The organism is Paenibacillus nuruki (genome assembly GCF_001721045.1).
Taxonomy (GTDB): domain Bacteria; phylum Bacillota; class Bacilli; order Paenibacillales; family Paenibacillaceae; genus Saccharibacillus; species Saccharibacillus nuruki.
In genome coordinates this window covers 104,135-121,272 of record NZ_MDER01000039.1, presented here as the reverse complement: position 1 = coordinate 121,272, position 17,138 = coordinate 104,135, and the positions used below count along the sequence as shown (strand labels likewise).

The 17,138-nt window shown below is 40.5% G+C and carries 17 protein-coding genes; 1 reads left to right on the top strand and 16 read right to left on the bottom strand.

The genetic code is table 11. The features are described from left to right. Positions 1-27 precede the first annotated feature (27 nt). The 16 genes from PTI45_RS11640 to PTI45_RS11565 form a co-directional block, all read right to left on the bottom strand. Complete coding sequence (locus PTI45_RS11640; protein WP_069327786.1) at positions 28-498, bottom strand: DMT family transporter; 471 nt, start codon at positions 496-498, stop codon at positions 28-30. Positions 499-525: 27 nt separating this feature from the next. Further along, positions 526-1,227: a Crp/Fnr family transcriptional regulator gene (locus PTI45_RS11635; protein WP_069327785.1), complete on the bottom strand. Its 702-nt coding sequence runs from the start codon at positions 1,225-1,227 to the stop codon at positions 526-528. A 22-nt stretch (positions 1,228-1,249) separates the two neighbouring features. Continuing rightward, entirely contained in the window at positions 1,250-1,675 is a 426-nt protein-coding gene (locus PTI45_RS11630) for a DMT family transporter (RefSeq protein ID WP_069327748.1), read from the bottom strand. Positions 1,676-1,815: 140 nt separating this feature from the next. Next, positions 1,816-3,612: a DEAD/DEAH box helicase gene (locus tag PTI45_RS11625; RefSeq protein WP_069327747.1), complete on the bottom strand. Its 1,797-nt coding sequence runs from the start codon at positions 3,610-3,612 to the stop codon at positions 1,816-1,818. 173 nt (positions 3,613-3,785) lie between these two features. Continuing rightward, on the bottom strand, positions 3,786-5,327 hold the full coding sequence (locus PTI45_RS11620; RefSeq protein ID WP_069327746.1) for a SulP family inorganic anion transporter: 1,542 nt from the start codon (positions 5,325-5,327) through the stop codon (positions 3,786-3,788). Between the two features lie 339 nt (positions 5,328-5,666). After that, complete coding sequence (locus tag PTI45_RS11615) at positions 5,667-7,337, bottom strand: ABC1 kinase family protein (RefSeq protein WP_069327745.1); 1,671 nt, start codon at positions 7,335-7,337, stop codon at positions 5,667-5,669. Position 7,338: 1 nt separating this feature from the next. Further along, a complete protein-coding gene (locus PTI45_RS11610) occupies positions 7,339-7,659 on the bottom strand; it encodes a phasin family protein (RefSeq protein WP_069327744.1) in 321 nt (106 codons plus the stop codon). A 238-nt stretch (positions 7,660-7,897) separates the two neighbouring features. Beyond that, positions 7,898-8,572, bottom strand: a complete 675-nt coding sequence (locus tag PTI45_RS11605) for a ThuA domain-containing protein (protein WP_069327743.1) — start codon at positions 8,570-8,572, stop codon at positions 7,898-7,900. A 174-nt stretch (positions 8,573-8,746) separates the two neighbouring features. Beyond that, positions 8,747-9,502, bottom strand: coding sequence for an NAD-dependent epimerase/dehydratase family protein (locus tag PTI45_RS11600; protein WP_069327742.1), 756 nt, complete (start codon positions 9,500-9,502; stop codon positions 8,747-8,749). Positions 9,503-9,562: 60 nt separating this feature from the next. Next, positions 9,563-10,735: a TerD family protein gene (locus PTI45_RS11595; RefSeq protein ID WP_069327741.1), complete on the bottom strand. Its 1,173-nt coding sequence runs from the start codon at positions 10,733-10,735 to the stop codon at positions 9,563-9,565. A 142-nt stretch (positions 10,736-10,877) separates the two neighbouring features. Next, a complete protein-coding gene (locus tag PTI45_RS11590; RefSeq protein ID WP_069327740.1) occupies positions 10,878-11,207 on the bottom strand; it encodes a hypothetical protein in 330 nt (109 codons plus the stop codon). Positions 11,208-11,221: 14 nt separating this feature from the next. Then, on the bottom strand, positions 11,222-11,923 hold the full coding sequence (locus PTI45_RS11585) for a pirin family protein (protein ID WP_069327739.1): 702 nt from the start codon (positions 11,921-11,923) through the stop codon (positions 11,222-11,224). 164 nt (positions 11,924-12,087) lie between these two features. Continuing rightward, positions 12,088-14,076 (bottom strand): methyl-accepting chemotaxis protein, encoded by a 1,989-nt coding sequence (locus PTI45_RS11580; protein WP_069327738.1) that lies wholly within the window; start codon positions 14,074-14,076, stop codon positions 12,088-12,090. A gap of 199 nt (positions 14,077-14,275) precedes the next feature. Further along, positions 14,276-14,692: a DoxX family protein gene (locus PTI45_RS11575; protein WP_069327737.1), complete on the bottom strand. Its 417-nt coding sequence runs from the start codon at positions 14,690-14,692 to the stop codon at positions 14,276-14,278. An 80-nt stretch (positions 14,693-14,772) separates the two neighbouring features. Continuing rightward, complete coding sequence (locus PTI45_RS11570) at positions 14,773-15,651, bottom strand: M56 family metallopeptidase (protein WP_069327736.1); 879 nt, start codon at positions 15,649-15,651, stop codon at positions 14,773-14,775. Further along, positions 15,633-16,049: a BlaI/MecI/CopY family transcriptional regulator gene (locus PTI45_RS11565; RefSeq protein ID WP_069327735.1), complete on the bottom strand. Its 417-nt coding sequence runs from the start codon at positions 16,047-16,049 to the stop codon at positions 15,633-15,635. The genes PTI45_RS11570 and PTI45_RS11565 overlap by 19 nt, the downstream gene beginning before the upstream one ends. A gap of 319 nt (positions 16,050-16,368) precedes the next feature. Between PTI45_RS11565 and PTI45_RS11560 the strand changes: the two genes are divergently transcribed. Continuing rightward, complete coding sequence (locus tag PTI45_RS11560) at positions 16,369-17,001, top strand: hypothetical protein (protein ID WP_139129243.1); 633 nt, start codon at positions 16,369-16,371, stop codon at positions 16,999-17,001. The last annotated feature ends 137 nt before the right edge of the window (positions 17,002-17,138 follow it).

Genomic DNA, 17,138 nt, shown 5'->3' with positions numbered 1-17,138 from the left:
TAGTCAAAAAGCTTTTTTATGTACGAACTATTCAGCCACTGGTGATTCTGACTTTGTTTCTTTACGTCCACCGAATTTGAATACCAGTATACCGCCAATAATGACAAGCACACCAATCAATTTAGCTGGCGTAAACGGAATCTTTTCTAAGCCTAACCAGCCCAGTGAATCCCACAATAAGGCTGTACCGAGTTGTGCTGTCAGTACGATTGAGATTGCATATGTTGGACCTAATCGTCTCATTCCTTGTACCAGACAGAAGACAACACCTACTCCGATCATTCCACTGAACCAGTACCACAACTGTACATGCTGAAGTGTAAATGTATTTTTCCCTTCAAAAATAAGACTGGCTAGCAGCGATGCAACAAATCCCATAAACAATACCAACATGGTCGTTGTCCAAGAACCGGTCTGCTCATTGACTTTGTTGTTAAACACCGTCTGCATACTGACAAAAGCGCCTGCTATAGCCGCCAAAAGTATACCGAATAAAATCATATGTCCTCTCCTAACGTCTCTCTATTATTCATAAATATTATGTCCTGCTAATGCTTCTAAGCCTGCCCGATTCTGAATAACCAAATACTCTGATGTTCGCTTCACCAGACCATCACTACCTAACTTCTGAATGACACGGTTCAAATGCCGATAACTGGTGCCGATCAGGTTGGCTACATCAACTAGACTGGATATACGCAATTCTTCATAACAATCTGCCGGATCTTCATCACACGCTACAGATAACATATAACTGGCTAAGCGAATCTCTACCGGATACATCAGATTGAAACGTGAATAATTAGAACTGCTATAAAATTTACGAGTCATCATCTGTAGCAAAAATTGCAGTAAAGGGACATGATCACTGCCATACTGAACTAACCATTTGCGATGAATACGTAGAAAATGTACCGATGATACAGCTTCAACAGTATTAATCACTTTATCATTGCCATTGATATATTCCACGTCACCTATAAATTCAAGCGGTGTTTTGAAGCAAAGAATCAATGTTTTACCTTCTTGAGACGTGGTATAAATTTTGATCTTTCCGTGAACCAATATATCCAGATGTTCAATATCATCACCTTGCGTACACAAAATATCGCCTTGTTCCAAATGGAAAACGGTTAGGTATGGGAATAAGATTTGAGGAAAATGGGCACCCAAATCATGCAATTTCCAATAATACTCAACCTGCGCTTGATCCTGAATATCATGTATCGTCATGGATTCACCTTTTGGATTAGAATTTCAAAATAATCACACCTGCAATCATCATCGCAAGCCCTATAAATTGTGGCATTTTCATCTTCTGCTTCACTACGCCAAACCAACCATTGATATCAATAATAAAAGTTAAACATAATTGAGCAATCAATAATGCTGAGATCGTAAGCGTGACCCCGATCTGTTGAATGGCTGTTACTTCGGTAAAAATAATAATCGCTGCAAATCCGCCACCTGCTAGATATAACGGCTTCACCTTTTTAAAATCTCCAAGCTTACCGTCTCGTACAAATACCCAGATTAATGCCGCTATAATAAATCCGGTTAATTGAGTAATAGTGGCTGCTTGCCATGTGCCGATATCTTGACTAATCCTTGTATTCGCTACCCCTTGTAACGTGATACAAGCCCCACCTAATAAAGCAAACAAAATCCCTTTCATCGCTGCGTGTTCTCCTTATCTTTTAGACATTTCTTGTTCTTTCTATTAAAAACGATCTCTACATAATAGATAAAGGACATATGTCCTAAGCCTTCTCATAAAAAATCCCCTTTAGATTCAAAGGGGATAAAATATAGTTATTAACGTTTTCCACCACGACGTGCGTTATCTGACGGACGACCGGAAGAAGAAGGACGACCACCACTAGATGGTTTACCCGAAGACGGACGGTTGTTGCGTCCACCGGAACTGCTGTTGTTTTTACCGCCATAGGTACGTTCTCCACGAGCACTACCTGTGCCTTCGCTACGGCGACCACCAGCGTTGCTGTTACTTCCAGCTCCACCGTATTCACGTGTACGATCTGAATCACCTGACGAAATCGTACGACCTTTGGAAGCGTCTCTACGGAAAGAAGGAGCATCGTCTGTGCGACGTGTTGGTCTTGGAGCAGAACCGCTACCTGAGCGAGCTTGATCCTTACGACCATAACTGCGTTCTGGACGTTCGCTACGAGCACTTGCTTCTTTAGCTTCCGGACGAGCAGTTGTACGTACAGAAGGTGTAGATTCTTTACGTTCTCCACGCTTACCTGTACCGCCTCTACTTGCAAAACGATCACGCTCTGAAGTCGAAGAAGGTTTTCCGCGACCACCCGAGCGTCCGCCAGAAGATTCTTCACGGTAAGCACCACGACGTGCATCTCCACGTTTGCCATCTTTTTTACGATCTTGATCACGAGATTTATGAGTAGCTCGTCTGCCTGCTTTGGCTTCTACGTTCGACAACAATTCACCAGAATCATCGGATTCGATCGAAGTACGAGCAATCTGACGCTCTAATTTCTGCGAAGTTCCTTGTTCGATCGCTTGCAATTCGTCACGATCATGAGGAGTTACAAATGTGATTGCTTTACCGGTTTCGCCTGCACGACCTGTACGTCCGATACGGTGAATATAATATTCAGCGTCTTGAGGAATATCATAGTTGAATACATGGGTAATCCCTTCAACATCGATACCACGAGCGGCTACATCGGTAGCAACCAATAATTGCAATTTCGCTTCACGGAAAGCACGCATTACTTGCTCACGTTTATTTTGAGACAAGTCGCCATGAAGTTCATCCGAAGAATAACCCAGTTCTTTAAGCTGTTGATTCAGTTCTGCTGCCCGCTTTTTGGTACGACAGAAAATCACAGCTAGATAAGGTTTTTCTTGTTCCAAATATTCACGTAATGCAGAAAGTTTACCACGAGGTGTACATTCTACTACTAATTGACGAATCAATTTCAACGGAACACTTTCAGCAGGACCAACACGAATATCTTTCGGTGTACGCATATATTGCGCAGACAGACGACGAATACCATCAGGAATCGTTGCCGAAAATAACATCGTTTGACGTGCTGGAGAAGTGGCATTGATCATTTTTTCAACATCAGGTAAAAATCCCATGTGTAGCATTTGATCCGCTTCATCGAGTACCAATGTACGAATCTTTGTTAGATCCAGTGTGCCTCTACCCATATGGTCAAGCAAACGACCTGGCGTACCGACAACAAGGTGACATCCACCTTCAAGCTTACGCAACTGACGTTCTACATCTTGTCCACCATAAGCCGCAAGAATACGTACACCTTCATAAGCCGCAGCTAATTTGTTCGCTTCTGTAGCAATCTGTAGAGCCAACTCACGGGTTGGTGCTATGATAAGCGCTTGAGGTGCACCGACTGCATTCAAGTTTAACTTTTCAAAAATCGGTAGCAAAAATGCTAACGTTTTACCTGTACCTGTTTTGGCTTGAACGATAGCGTCTCCGCCTTTAAGCAATCCCGGAATCGACATCTGCTGTACTTCGGTAGGCTGTGTGATTCCATTGGAAGCCATTAGCTCTACGACATTCGGCGAGATGCCGAACTCATTAAAATTTTTCAACTCTATTCACCCATTCTTGTGATCTATATTCAGCAGCATTTCAAAAAATGCTCTCGTAAAAAGAAGCACCGGTAGATACCGATGCTTACATCTATAACGTCATTTAAAAGTCCGTAGTATGCCATTTTGGATAAACTGCTCTAGCGTCAATATACCGCTTATTTCTAGTTACGTCAATGTCCTGAAGACAATGCAGTCGTTCCTAATTTTTCAAGTAAGAGACGACTTTCTTCATTTAAGCCCCGAATATGCACTTCTTTATTCATAGCTTTATACTTTTCTTTGACTTTGGTAATCCCGATTACAGCCGAATGATCCCAAATATGCGAACGAGCAAAGTCGATCACAATCTGCTCTGGATCATCTAACGGTGCAAATTGATCTACAAAATAACTCATTGTCCCAAAAAACATCGGGCCACTCACTTCATAGACTTTCACCTGTTCACGTTGTTCTTGTACCGTTTCGATAGGTTCTATAGAAGAACGATGATCATGATCCACTTTGTTCAATAGATCAGGATTAGAAGTGATATTGCCTGATTGCATCGTTGAAGTGATATGGATACGAGACATTTTCCATCCAAATAGTAAGGCACTCATGACAACACCTACGCCTACACCGATTGAAAGGTTGTCCGTAGCTACCACAATTGCTACCACTGTCACCATAATAATCGCTTCAGATAAAGGAATCTTATGGATCGTTACCAGAGAACGCCAGCTAAATGTACCGATGGATACCATCACCATCACACCTACAAGAGCACCCATTGGTACTTCACGTACAATATTACCAAGGACTAATAATAAGAATAATAAAAACACACCGGCAGTTAATGTAGACAAACGTCCACGTCCGCCTGATTTAATATTAATTACCGATTGCCCGATCATTGCACATCCTGCCATCCCACCGAAAAATCCATTTACGATGTTGGCAATCCCTTGTCCACGAGCTTCACGATTTTTATCACTTTTGCTATCTGTCATTTCATCTAATATGGTTGCCGTCAATAACGACTCAAGCAGACCGACAAAAGCAAGTGAAATCGAATACGGTAAAATGATTAACAACATATCTAGCGATATATCGATCATGGGTAAATGGAACACCGGCGGTTGGTTAGACAATTGCCCCATATCCCCTACCGTTCGCACATCTAGATGTAGGAAATACGTCAATAACGACATCACAATAATCGCTACGAGTGGTGCTGGCACAGCTTTGGTAAATCGTGGCAAAATATATACGATCGCAAGCGTTCCTACTACCATCGCATACATGATCCAGTTCGATCCGACAAATTGTGGCAATTGCGCCATAAAAATAACGATTGCCAGTGCATTTACAAACCCCGTCATCACCGATTGCGGGATAAACGTAATAAAGCGCCCGATCTTGAACCAACCGAGTAAGACTTGAAAAATACCTGCTAATATCGTGGCTGCGAATAAATATTCAACCCCATGGTCATGTACCAGATCAACGACCAGTACCGCCATGGCACCTGTAGCCGCTGAGATCATCCCACTGCGTCCACCTGCAATAGAGATTACTATGGCAATACAGATTGAAGCGTACAATCCGACCATCGGATCAACACCAGCTATAATCGAGAATCCGATCGCTTCGGGAATAAGAGCCAAGGCTACAGTAATACCGGCAAGAAGATCTCCACGGATATTACCAAACCATTGTTGTTGTAGATTCATGATCATCCTCTTTCCTTGTTTGGCACATAACGAATCTGTCCGGACGTTAACAAACTTTCCGAACGAATATCGAAGACAGTATTCATTATGATATTAAATGTAATACATAGATTGCTTTCCTCTCGCGGGAAAACAGGAGCCGTAGGTACAGATAGATTTTTATTATACAAAATTTTCTCTATAAAACCTACATCTTTTTTCGTCTATGTAAGCGCAAAAATCATCGCTATTCATCGTTATCGTTAGTATTTCTCTTTATCTTCTATTAATAAGCTAAAAATAAAAAAAGAATAAAACGCAAAAAGAACGACTCTTTAATAAAAAGAGTCGTTCTTTTTGCTAAAATCGACCTGATTTGAAAATAGCATAGAATAGCCATATAACCATCAGTGTAGCAATCACAAAACCAATCTCAACGACTGGGAAACCCCATAAAATCGGTGTCTGGTCTCGTAACGATGAACCGACGATAAGACCGACCATAATAATACTAAAAGCCAGCAAAACAATACTGAATGCCAGTCGATTACTGATCTGATCCATTTTTTGCATCATATCTTTGACTTCAGGTACACTCACTTCTATCCTCATCTTACCTGTACGGATCATGCGAGATAATTCAGAAGCTTGTCTTGGCAGATCGGTTAACATTTCTACTGCATGTAATGCCCCGTCAGTGATACGTTGGCGAACTTTGTTAGGTGCATATTTTTCTCGCAAAAGTTTGCGTCCAAAAGGCTCCGCCATACTCAAAATACTGAGCGATGGATCTAACCGCTCAATTACACCTTCCAGTGTAATCAGTGATTTACCCAACAACGTCAAATCTGGTGGAATTCCGATTCGATAACGGCGTACCACATCAAACATTTCATTTAATGCACTACCTAGATTAATACGGGAAAAAGGAACATCATAATACTGCTCTCGCATACGTTCAAAATCGCTACGTAGTGCAGACATATTCACATCTTCCGGTACAAAACCGAGTCGCATCACCGCACGAATCATACTGTCTGTATTTTTACGTAGCAAAGCAATAATTAATGCGGTCAGATGACCTTTCATTTCACTGCTAAGTCGCCCCATCAGTCCAAAATCAAGAAAAGCAATCCGTCCATCACGCAAAGCGAGTAGATTCCCCGGATGCGGATCGGCATGGAAAAAACCATCGATAAAAATCTGTTGCAACATCGAATCGACCAGATGTTGCGCCACATTTCCCAAGTCTAATCCTTGCTCTAAAATCTCTTCTCGCTTACCCAAAGCAATCCCATCGATATATTCCATCGTCAATACACGAGCAGACGTATAATTCCAGTACGTGACCGGAATATGGATATTGCGATCCCGTTCAAACTGACTAGCGATACGCTCCATATTACGTCCTTCGACACTGTAATCCAATTCTTCACGCATCGACTTGGCAAATTCTTCAACGATTTCTTCCAGTTGATATTGTGAAGCCCATTCCATATGCTTTTTGATCAATCCTGTCAGATCACGCAAAATCTCCAAATCTCGATTAACGACTCGTGATACGCCGGGACGCTGTACTTTGATCGCTACTTTTTCTCCTGAATGTAAAGTGCCTAAATGCACCTGTCCAATAGAAGCAGCAGCTACAGGTACATCTTCAAACGACTCAAAGACTTCTTCGATCGGCAATCCCAATTCTAGCTCGATAATCTTACGTGCTTCTGTTGCAGGAAATGGAGGGACTTGTTCTTGTAACTTGGTTAATTCTTTAACAATATTTTCAGGCAATAGATCAGAACGTGTACTGGCTAATTGCCCTAGCTTTACAAAGGTGGGACCTAATTCTTCAAGCACCAGACGGATACGTTCTCCTAGCGTACGAATACCGTGTACTTCACGACGTGCCAGTCGAAGCGGAATCGCTAGCATCTGGTGTAGCCCTAATTCCTCGACCATATAACCAAAGCCATGACGCATGAGCGCCATGGCTATTTCTCTGTACCTTCCGGCATGCCGGATATGAAGAGCCATCTTATTCCGGTTGTTGCGGTGATTCCAGTTCGGCAACACGCTTCTCTAGAACCGTAATCCGCTCATTCAATTGTTCTGTTGTTTCTTTGGACGGTACTTCCAGTTCAGTCAGCACTTTCTGAACTTGTCCACGAATCCATGTTTTCACTTGGTTCTGTTCTTCTTCTCCACGATCCATTAACTTGTTCACTAATGCACGAGATTCAGAAGGAGCCAATTCTCCACGTTTCACCAAATCTTCTACTGTTTTTTCTACTTTTTCTTTGCTGACAATGGTAAGTCCCAGCCCTAAAGATACTGCTCGTTTGAATAAATCGCTCATTTTCATTCCTCCTGTTGTATACTTCCATCTATCTATGCTAAGTATCCTTTTACCTAACAGAAGCCCTGCACATTGCCATAGTCCGGTTACTTGTTCATTACCGACTCATGGCAACATGCCCATGTCTTGTCGATCTATTATAAGTATAACGTCTAAAAGCAGATATGCCTAATTTCTGTACATGCAAGATGATTCCCAAAGCGATCTATATCCTCTACGTATCTGTACATCATTTCTACTATTTTTCATTGTCCAGACCTGCGACCCAAAACATACTTTGCACTACGATTTTGCGATACTCGGGATAGTCGAACGAAGCTGCATGATGTCCTGGCATAAGATACACAACCCGTCCTAATCCGTAATTAGAACACCATGCGGCTGGCCATGTGGTACCTTCCAAATTATATTCCATTAATATTGTACGCTCTGCCGCAGATAACAATGAAAATTCATAAGGTTCTTCTTCCATCGAAAAAGAAAAAATTCCCTGCATAATCGGGTGACTTGGTGACGATACGCTCATATCCAGTGGCTGGTAATCGGTATGTCCACGATAAACAGCTCCCATAAGTAACTTTATTTCGTGACGCTGTTCTTGCATGGATACCCCTGCATGAATAATCAGCAATCCGCCTCCATTGACAATATATGAAATAATGCCGGCAGTATGCTTGTCACTCATCTTTTTGTCAAAAGAATCGGTATACGAAATGCACAGGTCATAAGCTTCTAGACGTTCCGCTGTAAACATATCATAGTCATCGGTTACATGTAATTCCCAGCCTTCAGGCATCAGCTTACGAATCTCTTTTTCAATCGGTTCCAGTGGATGATAAGGTGCATCTTGATGATAATCCCCAATTAAAATAGCTTGTTTGATGTAAGTTTTGCGATCCGGTTGTAATTTCATAAGACAAGTAATCTCCTTTACATAGAGTGTTGACCGAAAATTCCGCTCTCTATGTTCCATTACCCTTTTCTTGCAACAATTCGACAAATAGATAAGCTTTATTTCAAATTTTATTCATATAAGATATGAGAAGATAGAAGTCTATTAGCGATGATGGGTAGAAAAAGTAGCTATTTATCTTGGACTGTCGTATAGCGAAATGTGACTAAGAGCAAAAGCATCCGATTTAGGCGTATAGCCTACTTTCTTTTTCGTATCTTCTAAATTGAGACGCTTAAATCGATTATCTGAAATCCCATGCAGAATCGTAAACGGTTCAAGATCCGTAGCTATAATAGATTTATAAAATAGATCACACATATCTGCCGGGCTGAGATATGCACTCATATCACGCGCTTCAAGTGTCGGCCCTTCTTCCTTAAAATCATCATAAGCTCCGATACGAATTGCAATACTCTGCAATCCCTCGGTATACGCAAAATATGATGCTAATGATTCGCCAAAACATTTGCTCACGCCATACAGATTACGTGGTCTTGTGGGTGTGTCAGGATAAATCTGCGCATCAATCGGATAGCCTTCGATCGTCTGTGCGCTACTTGCTAGAATGACCCGCTGTACCCCTTGATCTTTGGCGGCACGGAAGATATTAAATGTACCTTTGATATTGTTATCTAATAAAGATTCATAGAATCCTGAATCTGGCAAAGGATCACCTGCTAAGTGAATGACGGTATCGATTCCTTTGCAGGCTTGCTGGCAAGCTTCTGGATCAGCAACGTTGAGAGTGATGATCTCGTGCTTGGTATGCTCATACGTCTGTAATCGATCGGTATGCAGATCCGCCAGACGCAGTTGGAATTTATCTTGTAAATAAGCGGTCAGTTCACTGCCAATCTTGCCAGCGGCTCCAGTGATAAGAATATTCATAGGTCAGCTCCGATTCTGTCTAAAGATAGTATTTTTTATAGATCAATGATCTGGATACTATTATTTATAATCTTCATTATCTTTAAATTCTTCTGGACCTGCATCCATTTTGAATGTGCCATCTTCATATAGCCACGGGCTTGCTTCTACCCCTCGACCGGAATATTGTTCTACATGACTAATACTGGTTGCATCATTAGCGGTAAAATCAATATGAGCAATCGCTACCCAATACGCATAATTATTCTTTTCATGGAGTGGAGAGGTGATGACTTGCCCTTGATTATTATCTACAACTGCACGAACTTTCATTGATTTGAAGCTACCTGTGCCATTGCTTACAGCGCTATAGGCTGCAAATAACACATATTTCAAAGCATCCGGTCGATGAATCTGAATTGTTTCTTTGCCATGTGTTAACGCATCTCCATCAAGGGTGATGTACGGCGTTTCATGAGTCGAGCCTAGATTACGATAATATACTTTGCCTACCTGATTGGCTTGGGTGACATAAAAGCAATATAGATCCAGATCTTTTTTGGTTTCCCATTCTAATGTAGCTGTAATCGTCGGCGACTTTTGGATATTAATGCTTTCTTTCTTTTTCAGTTCAATCTTCATGAGTGACACAGGAGCAACCGTAACTGGTGGAGTCACTTCTGGAATAGGATCAGGTGTAGATACATCATCGTCTACAGATAGCCCAAAATTCTGTACCAATGCTGATAATCCACCGTTAAACCCACTACTGATCGCATTAAATTTCCATTCGCCGTTATGTACATATACTTCGCCTACCACAATCGCTGTTTCACTACTTAATCCTTCGCCAAAAGCAAACGTGATCAATTCTTCGTTGGTCACTGGATCGTAAATACGACAGTTCACTTGTTGTACATGTTGAAAGGACTGATGATGATCGCCTTCTTCATGAATTGTTAATGTGATGGCAATTTTGGAGATATTCGAAGGAACTAGACTCGGAGTAATTTGAATCATTTCACGATCTGGCGGACTTTGATCGGAATGAGTGACCGCATGTTGACGGCTACTTTGTTGATTATAGAAGATCATATCTTCATCTTGCGTACAGACTCCTGCTGAATTAAGTAGAAAAGCAGAAGCATTAATATCCAAATTAGCTTGAGCAGTTGTCCAATTAAGTCCGATTGCGATACTAGATAATTGGCGTCCTTTAGTAATATCAACTTTTTGTCCTTTAGTGATGTTCATGCTGTTTCCTCCCCGGGGTACAAATGATTAGGATAAACCCATTGAGACTGAATATACATACCAAAAAAACCTCAAAGTAACTATACAGAGCATAGCACAATGAGGTTATAAGAATCATTCCAAAATCAGGTTATATTTTATATTATTCTAAATACTCTGAAGGTAGATAAACAATTTCTGATGCGGCTTCGATAATTAATTGGTGTTGGTCTGCTTGATACTGCACACCTTGTTCTTTGACATAGTACCAGTGCTTGATCTGTGGAGCATCTTCAGGTAGTTCAAAGCGGAATAGATTTAGCTCATTTTGCAAAGTAAGAATATCTTGCACAATCTCTTCAGGCACATTCATAAGCGTCATACGGAAACCACCTGCTGGCAGATCGCTTAATTCATAAGTGAACGTGTGCTTATTATTATTTAACAATTCTCGACCTGTCACTGCATGCTTGACCATTACGGTTTCTTTCATCAGCTATATTCCTCCTAAGGCAAGTCGATCAGCAAGAAAAAGACAGGTTCTTCTGCTGTCATCTGTAAATGAGTTTCTTGTTCGATCCGCACAGCATCTCGCTTGGATAACAAATGTTCTTGATTCATCGTCAGACTGCCTTGAATCACAAATACATACGTACGGCGATCTGGATGCTGAACGAATGGAATCTCTTGCCCTTTTTCCAGACGACTGAGATAGATGGTCATGTCTTGATGAATCGTCGCTTGATTCTCGCCACCCTGACGACTTACGATCGGTAACAATTGACCATTTAACGAAGCTGGATTATACGATGAACTCATATACGAAGGCTTAAGACCACGTGCTTCTGGCTCAAACCATAACTGCAATAGATTACAATGCGTCTCATCTGAAGCATTATGCTCTGTATGAACAACACCAGTACCCGCAGACATCCGCTGAACACCGCCAAAAGAACTTACAGCTACATTCCCTATATTATCTTCATGGCGCAATTGTCCTTCCAAAATAATCGATACAATCTCCATATCACTATGCGGATGCGCACCGAATCCACGTGAAGGTGCAATCACATCATCGTTAAATACACGAAGAGGACCAAAGCTTACATTATTCGGATCTTGATATTCACTAAATGAAAAGCTATGACTTCCTTGTAGCCAACCTCGATCAAAACTAAAACGTTCTTCTGCCGGGTATCGTGTAAACATATCTATTCCTCCCTGAGTAAATGATCTGCTGTTCATTGGTTTATATCATCACTGAATTATTGTAACAAACTTACGAATATAATGTAAAATGTAAAATAAGAACTAGCCGTTGTCACTTAATATGAGACAACGGCTATAGTATTGAAACATGTTCATCGCAATAGTTATACTTTAAAACGAGAAACCAATTGTTGTAACTGTTCTGCTAGACGCGTTAAATCGGTAGCCGCACTGGATACTTCTTGCATTGAAGCCAGTTGTTCTTCTGCTGCTGCTGAGATCGTCTCTGTATTGCTTGCTGCTTCTTCTGAAATACTAGCGATATCTTCAATCGATTCTACAACCGCATTCGCATCACTGTTCAAATGATCTGTTGTTCCGGTTACATCATTCATTTTGCGAGAAACGGCTTTGATCGCACGATTAATTTTGGAGAATGAGCGTCCAGACGTATCAACTGCTAGAATCCCACCAGTTACATTTTCTTTGGCCTGATCCATAACTTCGATCGATTGTGCAACAATACCTTGCATGCCTGTAATCAGACTACCGATCCGTTCTGCGGATTCTCCTGATTCGGAAGCAAGCTTGCGAACTTCGTCAGCAACTACAGCGAACCCTTTACCATGTTCCCCTGCTCTAGCAGCTTCAATCGAAGCATTCAACGCTAACAAATTAGTCTGCTTGGCAATATTACGGATAAGATCAACAATACCACCAATTTCACTGGATTGAGTATTGAGACTGGTGATAATTTCAGCCAAACGATCGACGGTTAATTGAATTTCAAAAATTTGTTGCGTTACATTAATAACCGATTCATTTCCTTTAGCTGAAGCCGTTGCCGCATCAGTCATACTTTGGCTCACTTCTGCCACATGACCAGAAATTTCAGATACACGTTCTGACATACGATGAATAGCATCTGCTCCGATCTGTACGCCCGCTACTTGTCTTTCACTGCCTGTAGACACTTCTTGAATCGCCATCGTTACATGTTCTACAGAGCGACTGGTTTCTTCTGCACCTGCTGCAAGTTCTTCCGAAGCTGCGGATACATTATCTGTTGTATCTCTGACTTTTTCGATCATTTCACGCAGACTGCTCACCATAATCGCAAAGTCATGCGCCAAATCACCAATCTCATTGTTTTTGCGATCATCTATTTGGATAGTCAGATCACCTTCACTAATTTGATGGGTGGTTTTGCGCAAAGCAAGCAATGGCTTCATAATCATATTGATACAGAACGCCACAATGATCGCTGCAATCACAATTGCAATAATAATAATCAGGAATGCTTGATTACGAATCGGTTCGACCGCTGCATCAATTTCAGTGGTGTACATCGTACCTGCAATTTTCCAGTTGGTATCTTTGTTAGTAAGAAAGACCATTTTTTTCGGTTTATTTTCAAATATATAGTTAATCGTACCGGTATCCTGAGCATACATTTTTTCTAAATATTCACCAGTTGCGGGATCACCGGGTACACCACTACGTGTCACAATATATTTTTTCTCGGCATCCAAAATAATCACATAACCTGCTGTACCTACATCAATATCCACTAATTTAGAAACATTTTGCAAATTTAATGTAATACCGACTACACCTGATTGATCTTTTAAACGATGAGCAATCAGCACAACAGGCAGATTATCTGCATTGAGCTTCACAGAAGTAATAATAGATTTGTCTGGAGAAGCTTCTGCCAACTGATACCAATCATTTTTTCGAGGATCATCGCCCGCTTTATTTTCTTTGGTTGCTCCATGAATAATTCTTCCATCTTCAGTACCCACAAAGATATCTGTTGCTTCTGGATGAAGCCCTAAATACTGAGTTAACTTGGGATTAAGAAGAGAGCTAGAACTTTCAGCTAGAAGCGATTTATCAAAAATACCTGATAAGTACTCCACATCGTTATACTTCGCCTGAATCGCATTGCTGATAAATAAATTAGCCATTTCTACACTTTGTGTCGCACTAGCATTTAGATTGTCTTGTGCTTCGACTTTGGCTTTGTTGTACATACTGATACCAATGACTAAGCTTGGACCCAATAAAATTAAAGCGAAAGCTAAAATTAATTGATTACGAATAGACCATCGAAAAGCAGGTAATTTAGCCAACTTTTTTCTTTTTTTCATGAACCCCACTCTTTCTATAAATGAATACAGATGATTCTGATGCCTGATGTTAATCATCTACAATTTGCTGGTACTGTATATATCGCCTAAACGATGTTAGTTTTTTAGGTAAAAAACAAAAAACCGACAATATCGTTATGATATTTGTCGGTTTTTGTTTGATTTATCTTTGGTTTCGCACAAATATATTGTGCGTTACTTAGTTTTCAGCTAGTCGGCTATTGTATTTATTTTTGAAAAGAAGACTATCCACAGATAATAATAGACTACCTGTAAATGCTAATTGAAGGGAGGTGAATAACAACAAATAATCAAATTCGGTACCCATCATAAATGGCTGTCCCGCTTTGGCTGTAAGCAATACGCCAACCATAATTACGGTTAAAGCAACACCTGCCATACGTGTTAGTAGACCCAGAATTAACAGTAGTCCACCTAGAATCTCAATAATCGCTACAACAGGAGCCAAAGCTCCAGGTAACCCTATACTTTGGAAAAATCCCATTGTACCGCCAATACCACCTTGAAATTTAGAAAATCCATGCAATAAAAAGATAACACCTGTTAATACACGAACAATAAACAGTCCTAATTCTACATTACGTTTAAGCAACATTATTATTCCTCCTTAGTATGAGTAAAATCTTCACTACATGGCGTAGTGTATTACTATAAAAATAGCCACTTATACAATCATTATAGAAGTGACCACAATAACAAAATACTGAGTGATATCAATATAACCACAGAAAATAGTACAGTTCCTATTGGCAAACGCAAAGATTTCTCTTGATCAGGTTCAACAATACGATGAATTCGGTAATTGAGTGATGTCTCGGCAAAAGAAGAATAGATCATCCGAAAAGGTTGAGGGGAATGGTATTGCTGACGGTGAACAAGCTTTAATAATGCACCGCCTAAGCCAACAGGTGTACCCAAATGATGAACAGCATAACTATCTGCTAGAATTTCACGCGATATTTTATAATGTAATGTAATATTTCTCAATACAGGCAAAAACCATAATGCAACAGCAAACTGCCCCAACAAAAAAGTCGTTAATGGATCACGATGTCGGTAGTGAAATAGCTCATGATGCGCAACAGCTTGTTGCTCTTGTTGATCCAACATGCGAAGTAATCCATCTGATAAAATAATACGTCGCCGAAAAATACCCATTGTTAACGCCAATGGTTGCGGACAGTGAATAATCACAAATAATTTGTTCGCAGGGCTGTAGACTTCATTATATCGTGCTGACTGTTCTTCATCTTGTAGCGACTGAAAATAACGATATGCTCGGTGCGATCCTAGCCATTGATCTAACCCGTAGCCGATATATAAGACAAATGTACAAAGAACAAGACCTCTGAGTACATGCGCTACTGAAAACCAACCTTGAGCTTCCATCCAACGGTTACAGATACGTAGCAGATCAAAAGGAATATTCCAGCCAAATATCGCATGGAGAGCATAAATAAACATAAGCCCTATCGTAAATAAAGATAGCAATAGCCCGGTATGAAGCAATCTTCTTGAACGACGTTGCCAGTGATTTACGTTTCTTTTTTCCATTGTTTGATTTTATCCTCCAAGGCGCGAATAAGTTGAGGATCTACTTCCTCCAGCACATCTACCATATGATTTACGGCGAGTGACCCGAATTCTTCCATCAATTCATGCGTCAATTCCCTGGACTGATTGTTCAAAAATTGCTCTCGACTTTCAGAAGGCTCATAATGAAAACTTCGACTTTCTCCCGTTTTCGTTAAAGCTCCTTTTTCAACCAAGCGGTTCATCACCGTCATAATGGTATTAAAACTAAGTGTTTTGGTTGTCTGAAGTGAAGCTAGAACTTCTTTAATCGTCATGGGGTGATCCATATCCCATAGAATATTCATGACTTGAGCTTCCAGTGGACCGAAAAAGCGATCCATTCCTGTTGCGCCTACTTTAAAATTTTGTATTTTCATATCCTTATGCCACCTCACTACATATAGTAGTGTATCTCTGTAGCACGCGTCAAACGTCTACCTTTTAGAGTGGAATTGATTCTTTTTTCTGCATTTCCTCTATATAAGGATACATTATACAAATAATACCAGATTAATATCGTTTTGCGAAGCTATTTTTTTGGAAATCATGATCTTATCTATAGCTCTTCTGATAAGCCACTGTCATAAATACTCTTTATGTAAAGGTCATGTTATAATTGAACTGGAATAACAAGCAATAGCTGTATAGCCACAAGCGAGTAGGTCTATAATCTATTTAGAAATGAGGGCATGATGAATGAAAAAAATATGGAGTCTATTCTTGACTGGAATGTTACTTGTCGTCATCGTAAGTGCTTGTAGTAACGCATCTGCACCCGCTAATCCTTCAACTGAGAGCACTCCGGAAACGAATAATACAACCGATACGACGAATACAGAACCGGCAACACCTGGGACAACAGATACAGAATCTTCAGATATGACCACTGAACCTGCTTCGACGACTGATTCTTCCACTGAAGCAACCGAGCCTGCGACGGAAAGTAATGATACTGCAACCAATTCAGGATCACTGACAGAAAAAGGACCGATTGCAGCAGATAGTGTAGAAAAACGTCCTACTTACTTACCGACAGACTTCCCGATTCCCGATGATGCGGTCATCTCCACATCTCATCAAGAAGAAAACAAAGGTAAAAAATCGGTTTTACTTATCTTTACTACTAAAGGAAGTATGGAGACTCTATCCCAAACCTACAAACAATATTTTGATGCCAAATCTCTTACTGATGCAACATCCACAATTGATGAGAAAAACCTTATCATTCAAGGAACCGATCCTAAAACTAAACAAGTCTGGTCGATTATTGGCGGCGCTAAAACAGGCAAAGATGTTGTAGAATTGACAGTAAGCTGGTCAGAGAAATAAGTAGATACGTATTTTAAGTATTTCAAATCAATATACGCTTATACAACAAAAAGATGTGACTTCGCTCAAAAAGGAAGTTACATCTTTTTATTATTTATACTATTCATTTGATTGTATTCATTCCTATCGTTTTCATT

Coding starts and splice junctions, on each gene's coding strand:
- PTI45_RS11630 (WP_069327748.1), bottom strand. CDS start 1,675: ATGAAAGGGATTTTGTTTGCTTTATTAGGTGGGGCTTGTATCACGTTA.
- PTI45_RS11620 (WP_069327746.1), bottom strand. CDS start 5,327: ATGAATCTACAACAACAATGGTTTGGTAATATCCGTGGAGATCTTCTT.
- PTI45_RS11615 (WP_069327745.1), bottom strand. CDS start 7,337: ATGGCTCTTCATATCCGGCATGCCGGAAGGTACAGAGAAATAGCCATG.
- PTI45_RS11610 (WP_069327744.1), bottom strand. CDS start 7,659: ATGAGCGATTTATTCAAACGAGCAGTATCTTTAGGGCTGGGACTTACC.
- PTI45_RS11605 (WP_069327743.1), bottom strand. CDS start 8,572: ATGAAATTACAACCGGATCGCAAAACTTACATCAAACAAGCTATTTTA.
- PTI45_RS11600 (WP_069327742.1), bottom strand. CDS start 9,502: ATGAATATTCTTATCACTGGAGCCGCTGGCAAGATTGGCAGTGAACTG.
- PTI45_RS11595 (WP_069327741.1), bottom strand. CDS start 10,735: ATGAACATCACTAAAGGACAAAAAGTTGATATTACTAAAGGACGCCAA.
- PTI45_RS11590 (WP_069327740.1), bottom strand. CDS start 11,207: ATGAAAGAAACCGTAATGGTCAAGCATGCAGTGACAGGTCGAGAATTG.
- PTI45_RS11585 (WP_069327739.1), bottom strand. CDS start 11,923: ATGTTTACACGATACCCGGCAGAAGAACGTTTTAGTTTTGATCGAGGT.
- PTI45_RS11580 (WP_069327738.1), bottom strand. CDS start 14,076: ATGAAAAAAAGAAAAAAGTTGGCTAAATTACCTGCTTTTCGATGGTCT.
- PTI45_RS11575 (WP_069327737.1), bottom strand. CDS start 14,692: ATGTTGCTTAAACGTAATGTAGAATTAGGACTGTTTATTGTTCGTGTA.
- PTI45_RS11570 (WP_069327736.1), bottom strand. CDS start 15,651: ATGGAAAAAAGAAACGTAAATCACTGGCAACGTCGTTCAAGAAGATTG.
- PTI45_RS11565 (WP_069327735.1), bottom strand. CDS start 16,049: ATGAAAATACAAAATTTTAAAGTAGGCGCAACAGGAATGGATCGCTTT.
- PTI45_RS11560 (WP_139129243.1), top strand. CDS start 16,369: ATGAAAAAAATATGGAGTCTATTCTTGACTGGAATGTTACTTGTCGTC.